General features: G+C 71.1%; 18 protein-coding genes. 5 read left to right on the top strand and 13 right to left on the bottom strand.

The window, feature by feature from the left end; all coding sequences use genetic code 11:
* Positions 1 to 8: 8 nt before the first annotated feature.
* Positions 9 to 983 carry a hypothetical protein gene (locus ACQP2F_RS42830; RefSeq protein WP_433298210.1) on the bottom strand — a complete coding sequence of 325 codons (975 nt, stop codon included), beginning with the start codon at positions 981 to 983 and terminating at the stop codon, positions 9 to 11.
* A 101-nt stretch (positions 984 to 1084) separates the two neighbouring features.
* Here ACQP2F_RS42830 and ACQP2F_RS42835 point away from each other — a divergent pair, with 101 nt between their 5' ends.
* Positions 1085 to 1672, top strand: a complete 588-nt coding sequence (locus tag ACQP2F_RS42835; protein ID WP_433298212.1) for a TetR/AcrR family transcriptional regulator — start codon at positions 1085 to 1087, stop codon at positions 1670 to 1672.
* 9 nt (positions 1673 to 1681) lie between these two features.
* On the opposite strand, the gene ACQP2F_RS42840 is transcribed toward ACQP2F_RS42835, so the two are convergent.
* Genes ACQP2F_RS42840 through trpS form a run of 4 tightly spaced genes read right to left on the bottom strand, consistent with a single transcriptional unit; the run spans position 1682 to position 4590 of the window.
* Positions 1682 to 2083 (bottom strand): hypothetical protein, encoded by a 402-nt coding sequence (locus ACQP2F_RS42840; protein WP_433298214.1) that lies wholly within the window; start codon positions 2081 to 2083, stop codon positions 1682 to 1684.
* Between the two features lie 7 nt (positions 2084 to 2090).
* The gene (locus tag ACQP2F_RS42845) at positions 2091 to 3002 is read right to left on the bottom strand and encodes a YihY/virulence factor BrkB family protein (RefSeq protein ID WP_433298216.1); all 912 of its coding nucleotides are present in this window, start codon (positions 3000 to 3002) and stop codon (positions 2091 to 2093) included.
* Between the two features lie 35 nt (positions 3003 to 3037).
* Positions 3038 to 3571, bottom strand: a complete 534-nt coding sequence (locus tag ACQP2F_RS42850) for a 2'-5' RNA ligase family protein (RefSeq protein ID WP_433307847.1) — start codon at positions 3569 to 3571, stop codon at positions 3038 to 3040.
* On the bottom strand, positions 3568 to 4590 hold the full coding sequence (trpS, locus tag ACQP2F_RS42855) for a tryptophan--tRNA ligase (RefSeq protein WP_433298218.1): 1023 nt from the start codon (positions 4588 to 4590) through the stop codon (positions 3568 to 3570). The genes ACQP2F_RS42850 and trpS overlap by 4 nt, the downstream gene beginning before the upstream one ends.
* A gap of 169 nt (positions 4591 to 4759) precedes the next feature.
* On the opposite strand from trpS, the gene galE reads away from it, so the two are divergent.
* From galE to ACQP2F_RS42870, 3 genes are read left to right on the top strand one after another with little or no spacing between them, the layout of a single operon-like run.
* Complete coding sequence (galE, locus tag ACQP2F_RS42860) at positions 4760 to 5734, top strand: UDP-glucose 4-epimerase GalE (protein ID WP_433298220.1); 975 nt, start codon at positions 4760 to 4762, stop codon at positions 5732 to 5734.
* Positions 5731 to 6861 (top strand): galactokinase, encoded by a 1131-nt coding sequence (gene galK, locus ACQP2F_RS42865; RefSeq protein ID WP_433298222.1) that lies wholly within the window; start codon positions 5731 to 5733, stop codon positions 6859 to 6861. Before galE ends, galK begins: the two co-directional genes overlap by 4 nt.
* A gap of 30 nt (positions 6862 to 6891) precedes the next feature.
* On the top strand, positions 6892 to 7101 hold the full coding sequence (locus tag ACQP2F_RS42870; RefSeq protein WP_433298224.1) for a hypothetical protein: 210 nt from the start codon (positions 6892 to 6894) through the stop codon (positions 7099 to 7101).
* On the opposite strand, the gene ACQP2F_RS42875 is transcribed toward ACQP2F_RS42870, so the two are convergent.
* A complete protein-coding gene (locus ACQP2F_RS42875) occupies positions 7098 to 8126 on the bottom strand; it encodes a LacI family DNA-binding transcriptional regulator (protein WP_433298226.1) in 1029 nt (342 codons plus the stop codon). The two genes, ACQP2F_RS42870 and ACQP2F_RS42875, sit on opposite strands and share 4 nt — an antisense overlap.
* Positions 8127 to 8220: 94 nt before the next feature.
* On the opposite strand from ACQP2F_RS42875, the gene ACQP2F_RS42880 reads away from it, so the two are divergent.
* A complete protein-coding gene (locus tag ACQP2F_RS42880) occupies positions 8221 to 9021 on the top strand; it encodes an ATP-binding protein (RefSeq protein WP_433298228.1) in 801 nt (266 codons plus the stop codon).
* Here the strand turns inward: ACQP2F_RS42880 and ACQP2F_RS42885 are convergent.
* From ACQP2F_RS42885 to ACQP2F_RS42915, 7 genes are all read right to left on the bottom strand, one after another.
* On the bottom strand, positions 9005 to 10303 hold the full coding sequence (locus tag ACQP2F_RS42885; protein ID WP_433298230.1) for a sulfate adenylyltransferase subunit 1: 1299 nt from the start codon (positions 10301 to 10303) through the stop codon (positions 9005 to 9007). The genes ACQP2F_RS42880 and ACQP2F_RS42885 overlap by 17 nt on opposite strands.
* Complete coding sequence (gene cysD / locus ACQP2F_RS42890) at positions 10303 to 11214, bottom strand: sulfate adenylyltransferase subunit CysD (RefSeq protein ID WP_433298232.1); 912 nt, start codon at positions 11212 to 11214, stop codon at positions 10303 to 10305. Before cysD ends, ACQP2F_RS42885 begins: the two co-directional genes overlap by 1 nt.
* Positions 11215 to 11280: 66 nt before the next feature.
* Positions 11281 to 12165, bottom strand: coding sequence for a 3'(2'),5'-bisphosphate nucleotidase CysQ (locus ACQP2F_RS42895; protein ID WP_433298234.1), 885 nt, complete (start codon positions 12163 to 12165; stop codon positions 11281 to 11283).
* A 16-nt stretch (positions 12166 to 12181) separates the two neighbouring features.
* The gene (locus ACQP2F_RS42900) at positions 12182 to 14197 is read right to left on the bottom strand and encodes an exopolysaccharide biosynthesis polyprenyl glycosylphosphotransferase (RefSeq protein WP_433298236.1); all 2016 of its coding nucleotides are present in this window, start codon (positions 14195 to 14197) and stop codon (positions 12182 to 12184) included.
* 140 nt (positions 14198 to 14337) lie between these two features.
* Positions 14338 to 14922 carry an aminoacyl-tRNA hydrolase gene (pth, locus tag ACQP2F_RS42905; RefSeq protein ID WP_433298238.1) on the bottom strand — a complete coding sequence of 195 codons (585 nt, stop codon included), beginning with the start codon at positions 14920 to 14922 and terminating at the stop codon, positions 14338 to 14340.
* A 78-nt stretch (positions 14923 to 15000) separates the two neighbouring features.
* A complete protein-coding gene (locus tag ACQP2F_RS42910; protein ID WP_433298240.1) occupies positions 15001 to 15636 on the bottom strand; it encodes a 50S ribosomal protein L25/general stress protein Ctc in 636 nt (211 codons plus the stop codon).
* A 312-nt stretch (positions 15637 to 15948) separates the two neighbouring features.
* Positions 15949 to 16929 (bottom strand): ribose-phosphate diphosphokinase, encoded by a 981-nt coding sequence (locus ACQP2F_RS42915; RefSeq protein ID WP_433298242.1) that lies wholly within the window; start codon positions 16927 to 16929, stop codon positions 15949 to 15951.
* Between the last annotated feature and the right edge of the window lie 192 nt (positions 16930 to 17121).

Below are 17121 nucleotides of genomic sequence, written 5' to 3' on the forward strand. Positions count from 1 at the left end.
CCACTATCTCAGTGCGCGCCGACCAGCTCGGGCGCGGACTCGACCGGCGCGCTCGCCGGCTTCCGGACCAGCCCCCTGCGACCGATCAAGATCAAGAGCAGACCCCCGGCGGCGTACGCGGTGAGCACCGTCGCCGGGAAGCCGGCACCACTCCCGCCGAAGTACGCCACCGATCGCAGCAGCGTGCCGCCGGCCCCGATCGGCAGCCACTGGCCCACCTCGCCCCACGGCTGCGGCAGCAGCTCGGGCGCCGAGGCGATGCCGGAGAGGGCGTTGCCGATCAGGAACAGCACCACGGCACCGAGCCCGAGCCCCTCCCGCCCGATCAGCGCGGCGATGCCGGCGACGGCCGCCGAGATCGCCAGCGTCACGAGCGCGAAGACGCCGGCGACGGCCCAGTAGGCGCCGGGCAGGATGCCGAGCCAGCCGATCTGCACGGCGGCGCCCACGAGGCCGGCCAGCGCGGCGAAGGTCAGCAGCGTGACCAGGCGGGCCGCACGGCGGGGCACCAGGAAGAAGACCAGCACGCCGGCGAGCAGGCTGGTGATGGCCAGCGGCAGGAACCCGGCGCCGAAGCCCGCGCCGCGCGGGTCGTCGGGGTCGACCGGCACCACGTCACGGACGGGAACGTCGGATCCGAGGCCGGCCGCGGCCTGGGTGAGCAGCTGGGCCACGGCCGGGCTCGCGGCCGAGGCCACGTGCACCTCCGGGCCGGCCGCGGTGACGACGATCGCCCCGTACACCTCGCGGTCCTTGATCTTCCGGTCGGCGGACGCCGCGTCGGGCACGGAAGTGATCTCGAAGGCGCCCGGGTGCTCGGCGGCCAGCTTCTGCGCGACCGGCGGCGGACCGGCCACCGCCAGCGGCAGGTCGCGCGGCGCCAGGTTCGCGGCCGGGGCGGCGAACAGCGGGATGAGCAGGGCCTGCGCGACGACCACCGCGATCGCGATGAGCACACCGAAGGCCAGCGGATTGCGGCGCATCTCGGTCTCCTAAAACGAATGCTCGTTCTCTTTTATGCGTCCAGCATGGGACCGGACACCGGATCGAGTCAAGAACGAACGTTCGTTTTAGACTGTGCGACGTGCCACGCGTCTCCGAGGAGCATCTGACCGCCCGCCGGGAGCAGATCCTGGCCGCGGCCCGCGTCTGCTTCCTGAGCAAGGGCCTGCACAACACCTCGATGCAGGACCTGATCCAGGAGGCCGGCCTGTCGGTGGGCGCGGTCTACCGCTACTTCCGGTCGAAGAACGAGATCATCGCCGCCATCGCGTCGACCGTGGTCGGCGGCATCCAGCAGAACATCGACGAGGTCGCCGCCCGCCGGCTGCCGCTGATCGACTCGATGGCGCTGTGCCTCGAGCAGGTCGAGGCGCAGCTCGGACCGGGCGGCTTCCTGCCGATCGCGCTGCAGGTCTGGAGCGAGGCGACGCTCGACCCGACGATCGGGGTGATCGTCAAGGAGCGCTACGAGTCGCTGCGATCGAGCATGCGGGTGCTGATCGTGCACGCGGTCGAGAGCGGCGAGCTGCCGCCCGGCACCGACGTCGACGCCACGACGGCCGCGTTCTACGGCCTCCTGCCCGGCTACGCCCTGCAGCGCCTGCTCACCGGCACGCCGGACCGGGACACCTACATCGCCGGCATCCGCGGCCTGCTCAACCGGCCGTAGCGGGCGCCCTCAGCCGGCGTTGGCGGGCGCGGCCAGGCGGGCGGCGATGCGGCCCCAGCCCGCGCGCACCTCGGCCTCGGTGGGTGCGCGCCCCGGGCGTACCCGCCGGGTCTCGTAGTCGTCCTCGCCCGGATCGTCGCCCTCGGGCGCCTCGGCCGCGGCCCGGGCCAGCTCGATCTCCTCCCGGATGGCCTCGGCGTCCGGGCGCGGCAGCAGCGGCTCGACGACCGCCATCAGCTCCTCGTCGGCCACCACCGCCTGCGCGAGGGCGAGCGCGTGCGCCCGCTCGTAGGGACCGCAGACGACGGGTTCCCAGTCTTCCCCGTCGCCCAGCGACCCGATCGTGATGACCCAGGGAAGGTCGGCCACCGGCGAGTTCGCCGGCAGATCAAGTGTCACCAGAGTGCCCACGGGCATATCATTCCGGGCGGCTGTGCCGAATCCAGGTATTTTGCCCCACGGGAGCAGTTTTATCGTCAGCTGACAGGTCGACGACCCGGCCGTGCGGGCTGGTCGCCGCCCAGGCCGCCCCGAACAGCAACAACTGGTTGAAGACATAGAGGTAGACCAGTACGCCGACGGCCGAGCCGACGAGCCCATATGCCGGATTGCGCTGCACCAGCCCGACGAAGGACTTGCCGACGGTGTTCAGCAGGGTGATGCCGATGCCGACCTGGAGCACCGGCGGGGCGATCCGGCGCACGGTCATCCGCAGCCGGGGCACGGCCGCCAGCAGCGCCGCCGCGAGCAGCATGTTGACGCCGACCGTGAGCAGCAGGCTGATGATCGATTGCACGACCCCGCCGGCCAGCCAGTCGAAGACCTTCTCCAGGCCGTAGACGGCGAGCTGGGAGAGGGCGAGCAGCAGCAGGATGCCGATCAACACCACGAGATCGAGCGCCTGCCGTACGCCGATGTAGCCCGGTTGTTCGGGAACCCGCCAGATGAGCCGCTGCGAGGAGCGGATCGCCTCCACCCAGCCGATGCCGGTGAAGGTCAGGCCGACGATGCCGACGATGCCGACAGTCTTGCCACTGGACAGGATCGCCTCGGGGTCGAGGAACGGCAGGTTCTCGGCCAGGAAGTCGCGGACGATGTCGAACAGCTCTTTGTTGTTGGTCAGCAGGATCCCGAAGATCGAGTACCCGATCAGCAGCAGCGCGAAGATGGCGAAGAAGCCGTAGTACGCGATCGCAGCGGCGAGCCGGCCGCCCTGCACGTCCCAGAAGCGGATGAGCGCCCGGCTGAAGTGGTCGAAGTAGCGCGACCTGATCCGCAACCGCATGATGCGCGCCTCGGCAGCCTCGTAGGCGCGATCGATCGGGTTCACGGCAGGACCGTAACCGAAATCACCCGCGGGGAAACTTAGGCTCCCAAGGGGAAGTCGCGGCGCGGCCGCCACGGGCCCTCGCCGCCGTGCGAGAAGAGCGTGAACGAGGTGACGTGGAACTTGGCCGAGAAGGTCGCGAGATCCTCGAAGACCGCGTCCAGCTGCTCGGGCGGCACGTCCTGGGCGACCGTCACGTGCGGGTGGTAGGGAAAGCGCGAATCCCGGTCGATGTCCTCGGCCGCGGTGATCGCCTCGGCCATCAGCTCGCACTCGCTGATGCCGACCGCGAGCGTCACGAAGACCACCTCGGTGATCGGCCGGAACGTGCCGGTGCCGCGCAGGTGGATGGTGAACGGCGGCTGGGCGGCCGCCACCTTCTCCAGGTGCCGTTCGATCGCCGGCAGCGCCCCGCTCTCCACCTCGGTCGGGCCGAGCAGCGTGACGTGGGCGGGGGTGTAGGCGGCCTGCGGGTCGCCGGCCTCGGCCCGCCGGCGGGTGAGCTGCTCGCCCCACGGCTCCGGGATGTCGATCGCGACGCCGATCCGCGTGGTCGCGGCCACCGCGGTCAGGCCTCGCGGGCCGGGCTGAGGAAACCCACGTTCTGGTACGCCGCCGCGAGCGTGGGCGCCGAGACGGCCCGCGCCTTCTCGGCCCCGACGGCGAGCACCTTGTCGAGGTAGCCGGGGTCCTCCAGGTAGGCCCGGGTGCGCTCCTGGATCGGCCGCACGAAATCGACGACGATCTCGGCCAGGTCCTTCTTCAGGTCGCCGTAACCGCGCCCCTCGTACATCTCGAGAAGCTCGTCGATCGCCCGGTTGGTGAGCGCCGCGTAGATCGTCAGCAGGTTGCTGACGCCCGGCTTGTTCTCCTCGTCGTAGAGGATCTCGCGCCCGGTGTCGGTGACCGCCGACTTGATCTTCTTGGCCGAGCGGGAGGGCTCCTCGAGCAGCTCGATGATGCCGTTCGGCGAGGACGCCGACTTGGACATCTTCGCCGTCGGGTCCTGCAGGTCGGTGATCTTCGCGGTGTCGCGGACGATGTACGCCGAGGGCACCGTGAACGTCCGGCCGAAGCGCGTGTTGAACCGCTGCGCCAGGTCGCGGGTCAGCTCGAGGTGCTGCCGCTGGTCCTCGCCCACCGGGACCTGGTCGGCCTGGTAGAGCAGGATGTCGGCGGCCTGCAGGATCGGGTACGTGAACAGCCCGACCGTGGTCGTGTCGGCGGCCTTGGCCGACTTGTCCTTGAACTGGACCATGCGGCCGGCCTCGCCGAAGCCGGTGATGCAGCTGAGCACCCAGGCCAGCTGCGCGTGCTCGGGCACGTGCGACTGGACGAACAGCGTGCAGCGCTCGGGGTCGAGCCCGAGGGCGAGCAGCTGAGCGGCCGAGATGCGGGTGCGGTTCCGCAGCGCGATCGGGTCGTGCCCCATCGTGATCGCGTGCAGGTCGACCACGCAGTAGAACGCGTCGTGCGTGTCCTGCAACGACACCCAGTTGCGCACCGCGCCCAGATAGTTGCCGAGGTGGAACGAGTCGGCGGTCGGCTGAATGCCGGAGAGCACGCGGGGTCGGCGGGCGGCGTCGGACATGAGGGCCATTCTGTCAGTCGTGGTTACTAGATGGCCAACGCCCCCGGCGCCGCTACCGTGACGGGACCGCGGCAAGATCACATGAGAGTCTATGTTCATTTCTGTTGACTTGTGATCGGTTTGGCGCGAGACTTGAATCCATAAGCCTACCGAGAGGTGCGAAACCGCCGTGAAACTGCTCGTCACCGGGGGCGCCGGCTACATCGGCAGCGTCACCAGCCGGCTGCTGCTCGACGCCGGTCACGAGGTCGTCGTGATCGATAATCTCAGGACCGGTTTCCGCGAGGCCGTCGCGCCCGATGCCACCTTCGTCGAGAAGGACATCCGCGACGCCGCCGACGTGCTCACGCCGGGTGCCGGGTTCGACGCGGTGCTGCACTTCGCGGGCCTGATCGCGGCGGGCGAGTCGATGGTCAGACCGGAGCTCTACTGGCACGACAACGTGGCCAAGTCGCTGGCCCTGCTCGACGCGGTGCGCGCGGCCCGGGTGCCGCGGTTCATCTTCTCCTCGACGGCGGCCGTCTACGGCAACCCGGTCGAGCTGCCGATCACCGAGTCGGCGGTGAAGGCGCCGACCAACACCTACGGCGCCACCAAGCTGACCTTCGACCACGCGCTGACGTCGGAGGCGTTCGCGCACAAGCTGGCCGCGGTCTCGCTGCGCTACTTCAACGTCGCGGGGGCGTACATCCACGACGGCTACGAGATCGGCGAGCGGCACGACCCCGAGACACATCTGATCCCGATCGCGCTTCAGGTCGCGGCGGGCAAGCGGGCCAAGCTGCAGCTCTTCGGCGACGACTATCCCACCGTCGACGGCACCTGCGTGCGCGACTACATCCACGTGGAAGACCTGGCCCGCGCGCACCTGCTGGCGCTGGACGCGGCCACCGCCGGCGAGCACCGCATCTACAACCTGGGCAACGGCAACGGCTTCTCCAACAAGCAGGTCGTCGACGTGGCCCGTGAGGTCACCGGGGCCGAGCTGCCGGCCGAGGTCGCCCCGCGTCGCGAGGGCGACCCGGCGACCCTGGTGGCGTCCTCGGCCAAGGCCCGCGACGAGCTCGGCTGGGTGCCGCGGAAGAACACGCTCCAGGCGATGATCGGCGACGCCTGGACGTTCTATCGCTCGCACGTCGCATGAGCGCCGCGGATCTCTTCCGCACCGAGTTCGGGGCCGACCCGGCCGGCCGGTGGTTCGCGCCCGGCCGGGTCAACCTGATCGGCGAGCACACCGACTACAACGAGGGCTTCGTGCTCCCGTTCGCCCTGCCCCAGCGCACGGTCGCCGCGGTCGGCCCGGCACCGGCCGGCGAGTGGACGGTCTGTTCGACGTTCGAGGAGGGCACGGTCCGCTTCGGCGACACCGAGCCGGGCGACGTGACCGGCTGGGCCGCCTACGTGGCCGGCGTCGTCTGGGCGCTGCGGGACGCGGGCTTCGACGTGCCGGGCGCCCGCATCGCGCTCGACTCCGAGGTGCCGGTCGGCTCCGGCCTGTCCTCCTCGGCCGCGCTGGAGTCGTCGGTGCTGACCGCCCTGGTCGACCTGGGCGGCCTCGATCTGCCGGTCGAGCGGCGCCCGGCGCTGGCCCAGCGGGCCGAGAACGTCTACGTCGGCGCGCCCACCGGCATCCTCGACCAGTCCGCGTCGATCCGGTGCCTCGAGGGCCGCGCGCTGTTCCTCGACTGCCGGACGTACGAGGTCGAGCAGATTCCGTTCGACCTGGCGGCCGAGGGCCTGGGCATCCTGGTGATCAACAGCAACGCCCCGCACCAGCACGTCGACGGGGAGTACGGTGCCCGCCGCAAGTCGTGCGAGGAGGCGGCCCGCATTCTGGGCGTCCCGGCGCTGCGCGACGTGCCGCTCGACGGCCTGGCCGCGGCGCTGGAGAAGATCGACGACGACGTGACGCGCCGCCGGGTCCGGCACATCGTCACCGAGAACCAGCGCGTGCTCGACACGGTGGCGCTGCTGCAGGACGGCCGGGTGCGCGACATCGGCCCGCTGCTGACCGCGTCGCACGCCTCGATGCGGGACGACTTCGAGATCACGGTCCCGCCGATCGATCTCGCGGTCGGGGCGGCGCTGTCGGCCGGGGCGTACGGGGCCCGGATGACCGGCGGCGGGTTCGGCGGCTGCGTCCTGGCGCTGATCGACTCGGATCGGGAACGGCCCACGACCGAGGCCGTCGAAGCCGCCTACGCGGACGCCGGGTTCACGGCCCCCACCTGCTGGATCGCCACGGCCGGGCCCGGCGCCGGGCGGCTTTGAAACGGCCCCCCGCCGGGTAACCATGAAGCCATGACGAGCGACCAGCGGGAAACCGACCAGCCCAACGAGTTCGAGTTCTCCGGCGGGGCCACCGCGCCCCAGCCGGAGCCCGACCGCCGCCCGGCCGAAGAGGTCGACGGCGAGAGCATCGCGGTGCCGGCCGGCGACCTCACCGGCGCGATCACCCACGCGATCGAGGAAGCCACCGAGCACGACGACGACAACACCGCGGAGAGCTAGGGAGCCGGCCGTCCGAGGGTGCTCTCCCGGGCGATCAGCCGGTGCTCGACGCAGATCTGGCGGGGCGGCGCGGCCGTGGCCGGGCCGCCGGTGCCGCCCAGTCGCTCGGCCAGCAGGTCGACGGCGAGCTGGGCGGTCCGCTCGAGGTCGGGGTCGACCGTGCTCAGCGACGGCGTGCTGAACCGGCCCTCCTCGATGCCGCCGATGCCGATCACGGCGATGTCGGCGGGCACCGCGACCCCGCGCTCCAGCAGCGCGCGTATCGCCCCGAGGGCGAGCAGGTCGGTGAAGCAGAACGCGGCGTCCGGCCGCACGCCCGAGTCGAGCAGCCACGCCATCGCGGCCGCGCCGTCGGGCCGCCCGAGGCCGTCGGCCGGGATCTCCATCCGCGGGTCGGGCGCGATGCCCGCTTCGGCCAGCGCCGTCCGGTAGCCGGCCAGCCGCAGCCCGGGTGCGACCGCCGACGGCCGGTCCGGCGCGCCGATCGCGGCGATCCGGCGCCGCCCGAGGCGCAGCAGGTGCCGGGTGGCCGCGGCCGCCGCCGCGGCGGCGTCGATCGCGACGTGGTCGGCCCGCTCGTCCTTGATCCGCTCGCCGAGCAGCACGGCCGGCACCCCGTGCCGGAGGATCACGTCGCCGGCCGGGATCTCGACCGGGCTCAGAATGAGGCCGTCGATCGCATGCCGGCGCAGGCCCGCGACGATGTCGTGCTCCCGGTCGCCGCGGCCGCCGGTCTGATCGATCAGCACGGTCCAGCCGCGTGGCTCGGCCGCCGCCACGACCTGCCCGGCCAGCTCGGCGAAATAGGGCGAGCGCAGCTCGGGTACCGCCAGGGCGACCACGCCGGACCGCCCGCCGCGCAGGCGGCGGGCGGCGGAGTTGGGCACGTAACCGAGAGCGTCGATCGCGGCCTGGACCCGGGCGCGGGTCGCCGGCGCGACGTGCACGTAGCCGTTGACGACGTTGGACGCCGTCTTGATCGACACACCGGCCCGGGCGGCGACATCCTTGAGGCCGGGCGGCACGGCAGCACTTTACAACGTTGCAGGACTTAAGTCCGATCACCCGGCAGAGCTACCGTCACCCAGGAGATGGCCTTCGCACGGTTACCGTGACGTCATGTCCGGAAGCGCAGCGTATCCGCCCGCGGTCCTCATCGAGGGCGACCTCGATGCCGCGGTGGCCCTGATCACCGTGCAGGGCCGCTGGGATCGGCAGCTGCGGCACCTGGTCTCCACCAAGCTCGAGAAGTGCCTCGCCGAGCACCCGGAGGCGATCATCATCGACCTCTCCGACCTGGACGATCCGCTCAGCATGAGCGCGCCGATGTGGATGGTCGCCCGCACCAACGCGATCTCCCGGGAGCCGGCCGTGGAGCTCGCCCTGTGCGTGCCGCCGCGGCTCCCGCTCGCCGACCGCCTCCAGCGCTTGGGCGCCCCGCGCTTCCTGCCGGTCTACGCGCGGGTGCGCCAGGCCCGGGTCGCGATCGCGGGCCGGCTGCCGCTGACCGAGCGGGTGATGCTGACGCTGCCATCCGAGCCGGAGTCGCCGAGTTTGGCCCGCAACCTGGTCAGCGACGCCTGCCTGGCCTGGGGCATGACCGAGCTGCTGCACCCGAGCCGGCAGGTGATGTCGGAGCTGGTGACCAACGCGATCGAGCACGCCGGTGGGGAGATCACCGCGGTGGCGAGCCGGCGCGGCTTCGGCATCCACCTGACCGTCTCGGACCGGGCGGCGGCGCCGCCGCGGCTGATCAAGCCGGCCCGCCCGCTGCGGGGCCGTCCGCTCGACGAGCGCGGCCGGGGCATGCGGGTGGTGGCGGCCACCGCGGCCGCGTGGGGGTGGCTCCCCACGCGTACCGGAAAGGTGGTCTGGGCGACGCTGCAGGAGCGCCGCCCGCGGCCTACTGAGCCTCGATGATCATTCCCGCGCCGACCGTACGGTTGGTGCCCTCGTCGATGAGGATGAAGCCGCCCGTGGTGCGGTTGCGGCGGTACTCATCGGCCAGCAGCGGCACGGTGGTGCGCAGCTTGACCCGGCCGATCTCGTTGAGCTGCAGCTCGCCGGCCGTGTCGTCGCGGTGCAGGGTGTTCACGTCGAGGCGGTACTGCAGGCCGCGGACGACCGTACGGGCCGACCGGGTGGTGTGCTTGATGGCGTACTTGGCGCCGACCCGCAGCGGGGCCGTCTCGTCCATCCAGCAGACCATCGCCTCGATGTCCTGAGCGACGGCCGGCGCGTTGTGCGGCCGGCAGATCAGGTCGCCCCGGGAGATGTCGATCTCGTCGGCCAGCCGCACGGTGACCGACATCGGCGGGAACGCCTCGGCGACCGGGCCGTCCGCGGTGTCGATCGACGCGATGGTGCTGTGCAGGCCGGACGGCAGGACCATCACCTCGTCGCCGGGCTTGAGCACGCCCGAGGCGACCTGGCCGGCGTAGCCGCGGTAGTCGGTGACCGTGGTCGACTGCGGCCGGATCACGTACTGCACCGGGAACCGCACGTCGACCAGGTTGCGGTCGGAGGCGATGTGCACGTGCTCCAGGTGGTGCAGCAGCGACGGGCCCTCGTACCAGGGGCTGTTCTCCGAGCGGGAGGCGATGTTGTCGCCGTTGAGGGCCGAGATCGGGATGATCGTGAGATCGGTGATCTCGAGCTTGGCGGCGAACGAGGTGAACTCGTCGGCGATCTTGTCGTAGACCGCCTTGTCCCAGCCGACCAGGTCCATCTTGTTCACGCACAGCACCAGGTGCGGCACCCGCAGCAGCGACGTCAGGAACGCGTGCCGGCGGGACTGCTCGACCAGGCCCTTGCGGGCGTCGACCAGGATCAGCGCGAGGTCGGCGGTGGAGGCGCCGGTGACCATGTTCCGGGTGTACTGGATGTGCCCGGGGGTGTCGGCGATGATGAACTTTCGCCGCGGGGTGGCGAAGTAGCGGTACGCGACATCGATCGTGATGCCCTGCTCCCGCTCGGCCCGCAGGCCGTCGGTGAGCAGCGCCAGGTTCGTGTACTCGTCGCCGCGCGCGGCGCTGACCGCCTCGACCGCCTCGAGCTGGTCGGCGAAGATCGTCTTCGTGTCGTACAGGAGCCGCCCGATCAGGGTCGACTTGCCGTCGTCGACGCTGCCCGCGGTCGCGAACCGCAGCAGGTCCATGCGCGCCGGCGGCGCCGTCTCGTTCTCCAGGACGGCCTGACTCATCAGAAGTAACCCTCTCGCTTACGGTCTTCCATCGCGGCCTCGCTGACCTTGTCGTCGCCCCGGGTGGCGCCGCGCTCGGTGATCCGGGTGGCCGCCACCTCCTCGACGACCTTCTCCACCGTGTCGGCCTCGGACAGCACGGCCGCGGTCTGCGAGGCGTCGCCGACCGTCCGGTAGCGCACCCGCCGCACCTGGGAGGTCTCGCCGTCGCGCAGCCGGATGAACTCGTTCACCGCGTAGAACATGCCGTCGCGCTCGACGACCTCGCGGTCGTGCGCGTAGTAGATCGACGGCAGCGGGATGTTCTCCCGGGCGATGTAGTGCCAGACGTCGAGCTCGGTCCAGTTCGACAGCGGGAACACCCGGATCGACTCGCCCGCGTGATGCCGCCCGTTGTACAGCGCCCACAGCTCGGGCCGCTGGTTCTTCGGGTCCCACTGGCCGAACTCGTCGCGGAAGCTGAACATCCGCTCCTTGGCCCGGGCCTTCTCCTCGTCCCGGCGGGCGCCGCCGAACAGCGCGTCGAACCGGTACTTCTCGACCGCGTTCAGCAGCACCGGCGTCTGGATCCGGTTGCGCGTGCCGTCCGGCAGCTCGCGGACGAGGCCGGTGTCGATCGCCTCCTGCACGCTGGCGACCACCAGGTTGAGCCCCAGCGTCGCCACCCGGGTGTCGCGGTACTCGAGAACCTCGGCGAAGTTGTGGCCGGTGTCGACGTGCATGACCGGGAACGGGATGCGGGCCGGCGCGAACGCCTTCTCGGCCAGATGCAGCATCACGATCGAGTCCTTGCCGCCCGAGAACAGCAGGACGGGTCGCTCGAACTCGGCCATCACCTCGCGCATGACGAAGATGCTCTCGGCCTCGAGCGCATCGAGATGCGAGACGCGGTAGTGCCCTGCCTGGCTCATCCGGTTTCCCGACCTTTCCGGGGGTATACGGCCGTGCTGCATGTCAAGTTGCAAGTGTGTGAACCGTCATTCTGACGGGAGGTGACGCTGCAACGCTGCAAGCAACCGAGGAGCGAGATCCTTACGGCACACCACGAGGTCCGGCAACTTAGGGTCGGCCTCGTTATATTTCAGCGCAGAACCGTCGATACGGCTAGCGTGCAGCCCGGTGGCCAGCGCCACAGCGACCGGCGCCGCCGAGTCCCACTCGTACTGGCCGCCGGCGTGCACATAGGCGTCGGCCTCGCCGTTTATCACCGCGGCGATCTTCACGCCGGCCGATCCCATGGGCACCAGCTCGGCATCGATGTCCTCGGCGAGCGCGGTCACGAAGGCGGGCGGGCGGGTGCGGCTCGCGGCGATCCGGATCCGGCCGTTGTCGTTCACCGGCATCGGCGGGTACGCCGGAGGGTGATCCGTGGCGATCGTCCGGTGCTGGGCCGGCATCGCGACGGCGCCGGCCGCGAGACAGCTCGGGCTGGCCGAGTCGGCGGTCCAGAGGGCCACGTGCACGGCCCAGTCGGTGCGCCCCTCCTCGGAGAACTCCCGGGTGCCGTCGAGCGGGTCGATGATCCAGACCCGGCCGGCGCCGAGCCGCTCCGGGCGTACGGTCGTGTGCTCGCCGTCCTGCCAGGCCAGGCGCGAGTGGTCGTCCTCCTCGGAGAGCACCGCGTCGGCCGGTCGCCAGCGGGCCAGCTCGGCCCGCAGCAGGTCGTGCGCGGCCCGGTCGCCCGCGGTCTTGAGCGCCTTGCCGTCCGCGTGGCCCATCTCCTCGCGGACCCGCAGCAGCAGCTGCCCGGCCCGGTCGGCGAGCCAGCGCGCGAAGGCGGCGTCGATCACCGGTGGCGTGCCGCCGGCGTCGTCACGCTGGCTGATGATGCGCGTGGACGTCTCTGTCCGCTCGCTGGTCATAGGGACCGCTCCTCACCTAGTACGCGCCCGACGAGCGCACCACGGCCGTCATCGTCCGCAAAAGGATCACCAGGTCCAAACTGAGCGACCAGTTCTCCACATAGCGCAGGTCCAACCGGACGGCTTCCTCCCATGGCAGGTCGGATCGTCCGGAAACCTGCCAAAGGCCCGTCATGCCGGGTTTCACGGCTAGACGGCGCCGTACGTCGTCGGCGTACACGGCCACCTCCGACGGCAGCGGCGGCCGCGGGCCGACCAACGACATCTGGCCGAGCGCCACGTTCAGCAACTGCGGAAGCTCGTCCAGCGAGAACCGGCGCAACCATCGGCCAACCGGGGTGACCCGCGGGTCGTCGCGGATTTTGAAGAGCACACCGTCGTGCTCGTTGAGATGCCGAAGCTCGGCCAGCCGGGCCTCGGCGTCGACGTACATACTCCGGAACTTGAAGATGCGGAACAGGCGGCCGTCGCGCCCGACCCGTACCTGACGAAAGAGTACCGGCCCGCGGGAGGTCATCCGCACACACAGTGCGACCGCCAGCAGCAGCGGCCCGAAGACGGCCAGCAGCGCCAGCGCGCCGATCCGGTCGAAGGCGTCCTTGACCAGGCGCGATCCGCCGTGCAACCGGGGGTGCTCGACGTGCAGCATGGGCAGCCCGTCGAACGGCCGGATCGTCGTGCGCGCGCCCGCCACGTCGACCAGCGCGCTCGCCACCACCAGGTCGACCTCGTCGCGCTCGAGCCGCCAGGCCAGCCGCCGCAGCTGCGCGCCGTCCAGCTCCGGGCAGCTCAGCACCACCACCGTGTCGGCGTCGGCCAGGTCGACCGCGTTCGCCACGTCCTCGAACGTGCCGTAGATCGGCAGCACGCCCATCCCGGCGCCGTCGTGTCCCGGCGGCAGGCAGGCGCCCACCACCTCGAGCCCGTGATAGCGCTCGCGGCGCAGCTGGCGGGTCATGCCGATCACCGACAGCTCGTGGCCGACCAGGATCACCCGGCGCAGGTTCTCCCCCCGCGCCCGCGCCCAGTGCAGCCGCTTGCGCAGGGCGAAGCGCAGGACCACGGCGGTGACCATCGCCGTCGGCAGGGCGGCCAGGACGTAACCCCGCGCCAAATCAAGATCGAGCGCGTACGAGACGAGCGCCGCCCCCGCGATCAGCCCGACCCCGCCGCGGAACACCCGCTGGTACTCGTCGGTGCCGACGAACAGGAACCTCCGTTCGTACGCCCGGGAGACCGCCAGCACCGCCAGCAGCAGCACCGGAAGCAGCGCCGTGATGATCAGATAGCCCAGGTTGTAGACGGTGACCTCGTCGCCGAAGCGCACCCCGAACGTCGCCGCGCCGGCCGCGCTGCCCGCCACCAGGTCGCACAGCACCAGCGCCCGTACATAGCGGCGCTCCCAGCGCTGGCGCCGCGACATCGCCGCGTGCCGGCCGCGCACCCGCACGAAGGGCCGGGTCGCCGGACGGGCCGCCGCCGACCGGTTGCGCCGGCCCTCGGCGGTCCGATGGCGGTCGCCGGCCTGGTTCCGTTCCCGGTCCGGCGCGGCGGTCACCGCCCGCGGCGGCGCGTTGTCCGGCTTAGGGCGGGGCGGAACCGCCGTCTCGTTGCCCGACTGCGCCCAGGGCGGAACCGCCGTCTCGTGGTCCGACCGCGGCCAGGCCGGAACCGCCGTCTCGTTGCCCGACTGCGGCCAGGCCGGAACCGACGGCGAGCCGGCCGGCGCCGGGCTCAGCGGCACCACCGGCGCCGGGATCTTCGCGTTGCGCGTGCGCCCGGCGGGCCGGCTGGGCCGCGGCCGCGGTCCGTGGTTGGCCGGCGGATGGTTCGCCGAGCCGAATCCCTCCGGCGGCGCGTCGACGTTCTTGGCGGCCCACGCCTCGGCGCCTTTCGCCGGGCTCGTCACCGTGCTCTTCGCCGGGCTCGTCACCGTGCTTTTCGCCGGGCTCTTCACCGGCGGGACCTCCGGTAACAGAACGGTCGGCTCGGTCAGCACCGACTCCTGCTCTGCCGACAGGTCCTGCTTCACCCCGAACCTCCCCCCGCCACGCCGGCCCGCCGCACCGCGCGGTGCGTACGTGTGACCAACGCACGGACGGCGGCGAGCGTCACGGGATCGCGAGACGGACAAAACCGCCCATACGATCTATCGGTTTCGACCCCGCCGGATCAGCCACCGTGGTATTTGTTCTGCGCCCACTCGACGCCCTCGAGCACGATCGCCTCAACGACGTCCGCGGCCCGGTCGACGAGGAACTCCAACTCCTTTCGCTCCGCGCCGGAGAAGTCGGACAGCACGTAGTCGGCCGGGTCCTGCCGGCCGGGCGGCCGCCCGATCCCGAAACGGACCCGCGCGTACTCCTTGCTCGACAGCGACTTGGACATCGACCGCAACCCGTTGTGGCCGCCCTCGCCCCCGCCCCGCTTGGCTCGCACCTGCCCGTACGGCACGTCCAGCTCATCATGCACGGCAATCACGTTCGCCACCGGCACCTTGAAGAACTGGGACAGCGACACCACCGGCGCGCCGGACAAGTTCATGTAGGTCAGCGGCTTGACCAGCACGAGCTTGGGACCCCCGAAGCCGAGCCGGCCCTCGGCCACCTCGGCGTGCGCGCGCTTCGACCGCCCGAACTTCGCGCCCACCCGGGACGCCAGCAGGTCGGCCACCATGAAGCCCACGTTGTGCCGGTTGCCGGCGTACTCCTTGCCCGGGTTGCCCAGGCCGACCACCAGCCACGTCGAGTCGCTCACTGACCCTCCAGATACACGTCAGGGAAAGCGCCCGCCCGGGCGCTTTCCCTGATGACTGCCTGCACCGCCGCGGCGGACTTACTCCTCGGACGCGCCCTCGGCGGACTCGCCCTCGGCCGACTCCTCGCCACCCTCGGTCGCCTCGGCGCCCTCGAGCTGCTCGGCGGTCTGCGCCTGGGAGACGATCGCCAGCACGAAGTCGGGCTCGACCGCGAGCTCGACACCGCGCGGCAGCGTCACGTCGCCGGCGGTGACCTGCGAGCCTGCCTCCAGGCCCTCGATCGAGACCTCGAAGCCGGACGGCAGGTGCATGGCCTCGGCCACGATCGCCAGGGTCGTCGACTCGTTCACCACGAGGGTGTTGCGGGCGGCCTCGCCGGTCAGCGTCACCGGGACGTCGACCTGGACCTTCTCGCCGCGCCGGACGATCAGCAGGTCCACGTGCTCGTACGTGTCCTTGATCGGGTCACGCTGGATGGCCTTGGGCAGCGCGAGCGTGGTGCCCGACGCGCCGTTGATGTCGATGGTGAAAACCTGGTTGAGGCCGCCGTGCCGGATGGCGGCCGCGAACTCACGGGCCGGCAGCGCGATGTGCTGCGGCTTCTCGCCGTGGCCGTAAAGCACGGCGGGCACCAAACCGGCCCGGCGCGTGCGGCGGGCACCACCCTTGCCGAACTCGGTGCGGGGCTCGGCGCTGATCTTTACCTCGGACACGGGGAAACTCCTGAAACTCTTCGATCGGGCTGCGTCGTAAGTCGGCGGGCTGCGAGGGTCCGGCAGTGGTGACCGGCGGTGGTAATCGGCCGCCAAGGTGCTGGAGGCCGTCGTCGGCGCTGCCGGGCAGAGGGAGGCGCGCTGGGCACAGGCCCGGAGCACCGCGTCGATCACGGTGCCCCCGAGCGGCTGCGAACCTCAGCAGACCGCGGGGCACCCTCGCCGTGGCAACCGCACTATCTTACCTGCCACCCGCGGCGACTCCTCAGCGGGTGGCCGGTCGTGCAACTTGCACGCTGCCAACCGGACGTTCTAGCTCAATCCGCCGAAGAGCGTGGTCACCGAGCCGTCGTCGAAGACCTCGCGGATGGCCCGGGCCAGCAGCGGGGCGATCGACAGCACGGTGATCTTGTCGAGCCGCTTCTCCGGCGGCAGCGGCAGCGTGTTCGTCACCACCAGCTCGCTGATCCGGCTGTTCTTCAGCCGCTCGGTCGCCGGGTCGGACAGCAGCGCGTGGGTCGAGGCCACGATCACGTCGGCGGCGCCCTCGTCGAAGAGGATGTCGGCGGCCTTGGCGATCGTGCCGCCGGTGTCGATCATGTCGTCGACGATCAGGCACACCCGGCCCTCGACCTCGCCGACCACCCGGTTCGCCACCACCTGGTTGGGCTTCAGCGGGTCACGGGTCTTGTGGATGAACGCGAGCGGACAGCCCCCCAGCCGGTCCGTCCAGCGCTCCGCCACCCGCACCCGGCCCGAGTCCGGCGCCACCACCGTCAGCGGCCGGCCCGCGAACTTCTTCTCCACGTGCTCGGCCAGGATGTCCATCGCGAACAGGTGGTCCACCGGCCCGTCGAAGAAGCCCTGGATCTGCGCGGTGTGCAGGTCGACGGTGAGGATGCGGTTGGCGCCCGCCGTCTTCAGCAGGTCGGCCACCAGCCGGGCCGAGATCGGCTCCCGGCCGCGGTGCTTCTTGTCCTGCCGCGAATACGGATAGAACGGCAGCACCACGGTGATCCGCTTGGCCGACCCACGCTTGAGCGCGTCGACCATGATGAGCGTCTCCATGACCCACCGGTTGACGCCCTCGGTCATCGACTGCACCACGAAGGCGTCCGAACCACGAACCGAATCCTTGAAACGTACGAAGATCTCGCCGTTCGCGAACTCGTACGAGTCCGACGGTGTCGGCGCCACGCCCAGCACCTGGCCGATCTCCTCCGCCAGCTCCGGGAAACCCCGGCCGGAGAAAAGCATCAGGCTCTTACGGTTCTCCGCGACGATGCTGCCCATCGGCTCGCTGCTCCCGTTGGATCGAGGGGGTTAGTCACCTGAAGTATCCCCCGAGGCCACCGACTTGCCATGCCCCCGAGCCCACCGGATGAGATGCCTCACCCGGTTACCCCAGCTTTCCCTACCGCCGGCCCCTTCGCGCGCACTTGTCGCACCGCCCACGCCCGGCCTACGCCCGGCGCGCCACCTCGC

The sequence above is a fragment of the Actinoplanes sp. CA-030573 genome (assembly GCF_050951115.1).
Classification (GTDB): Bacteria; Actinomycetota; Actinomycetes; order Mycobacteriales; family Micromonosporaceae; genus Actinoplanes.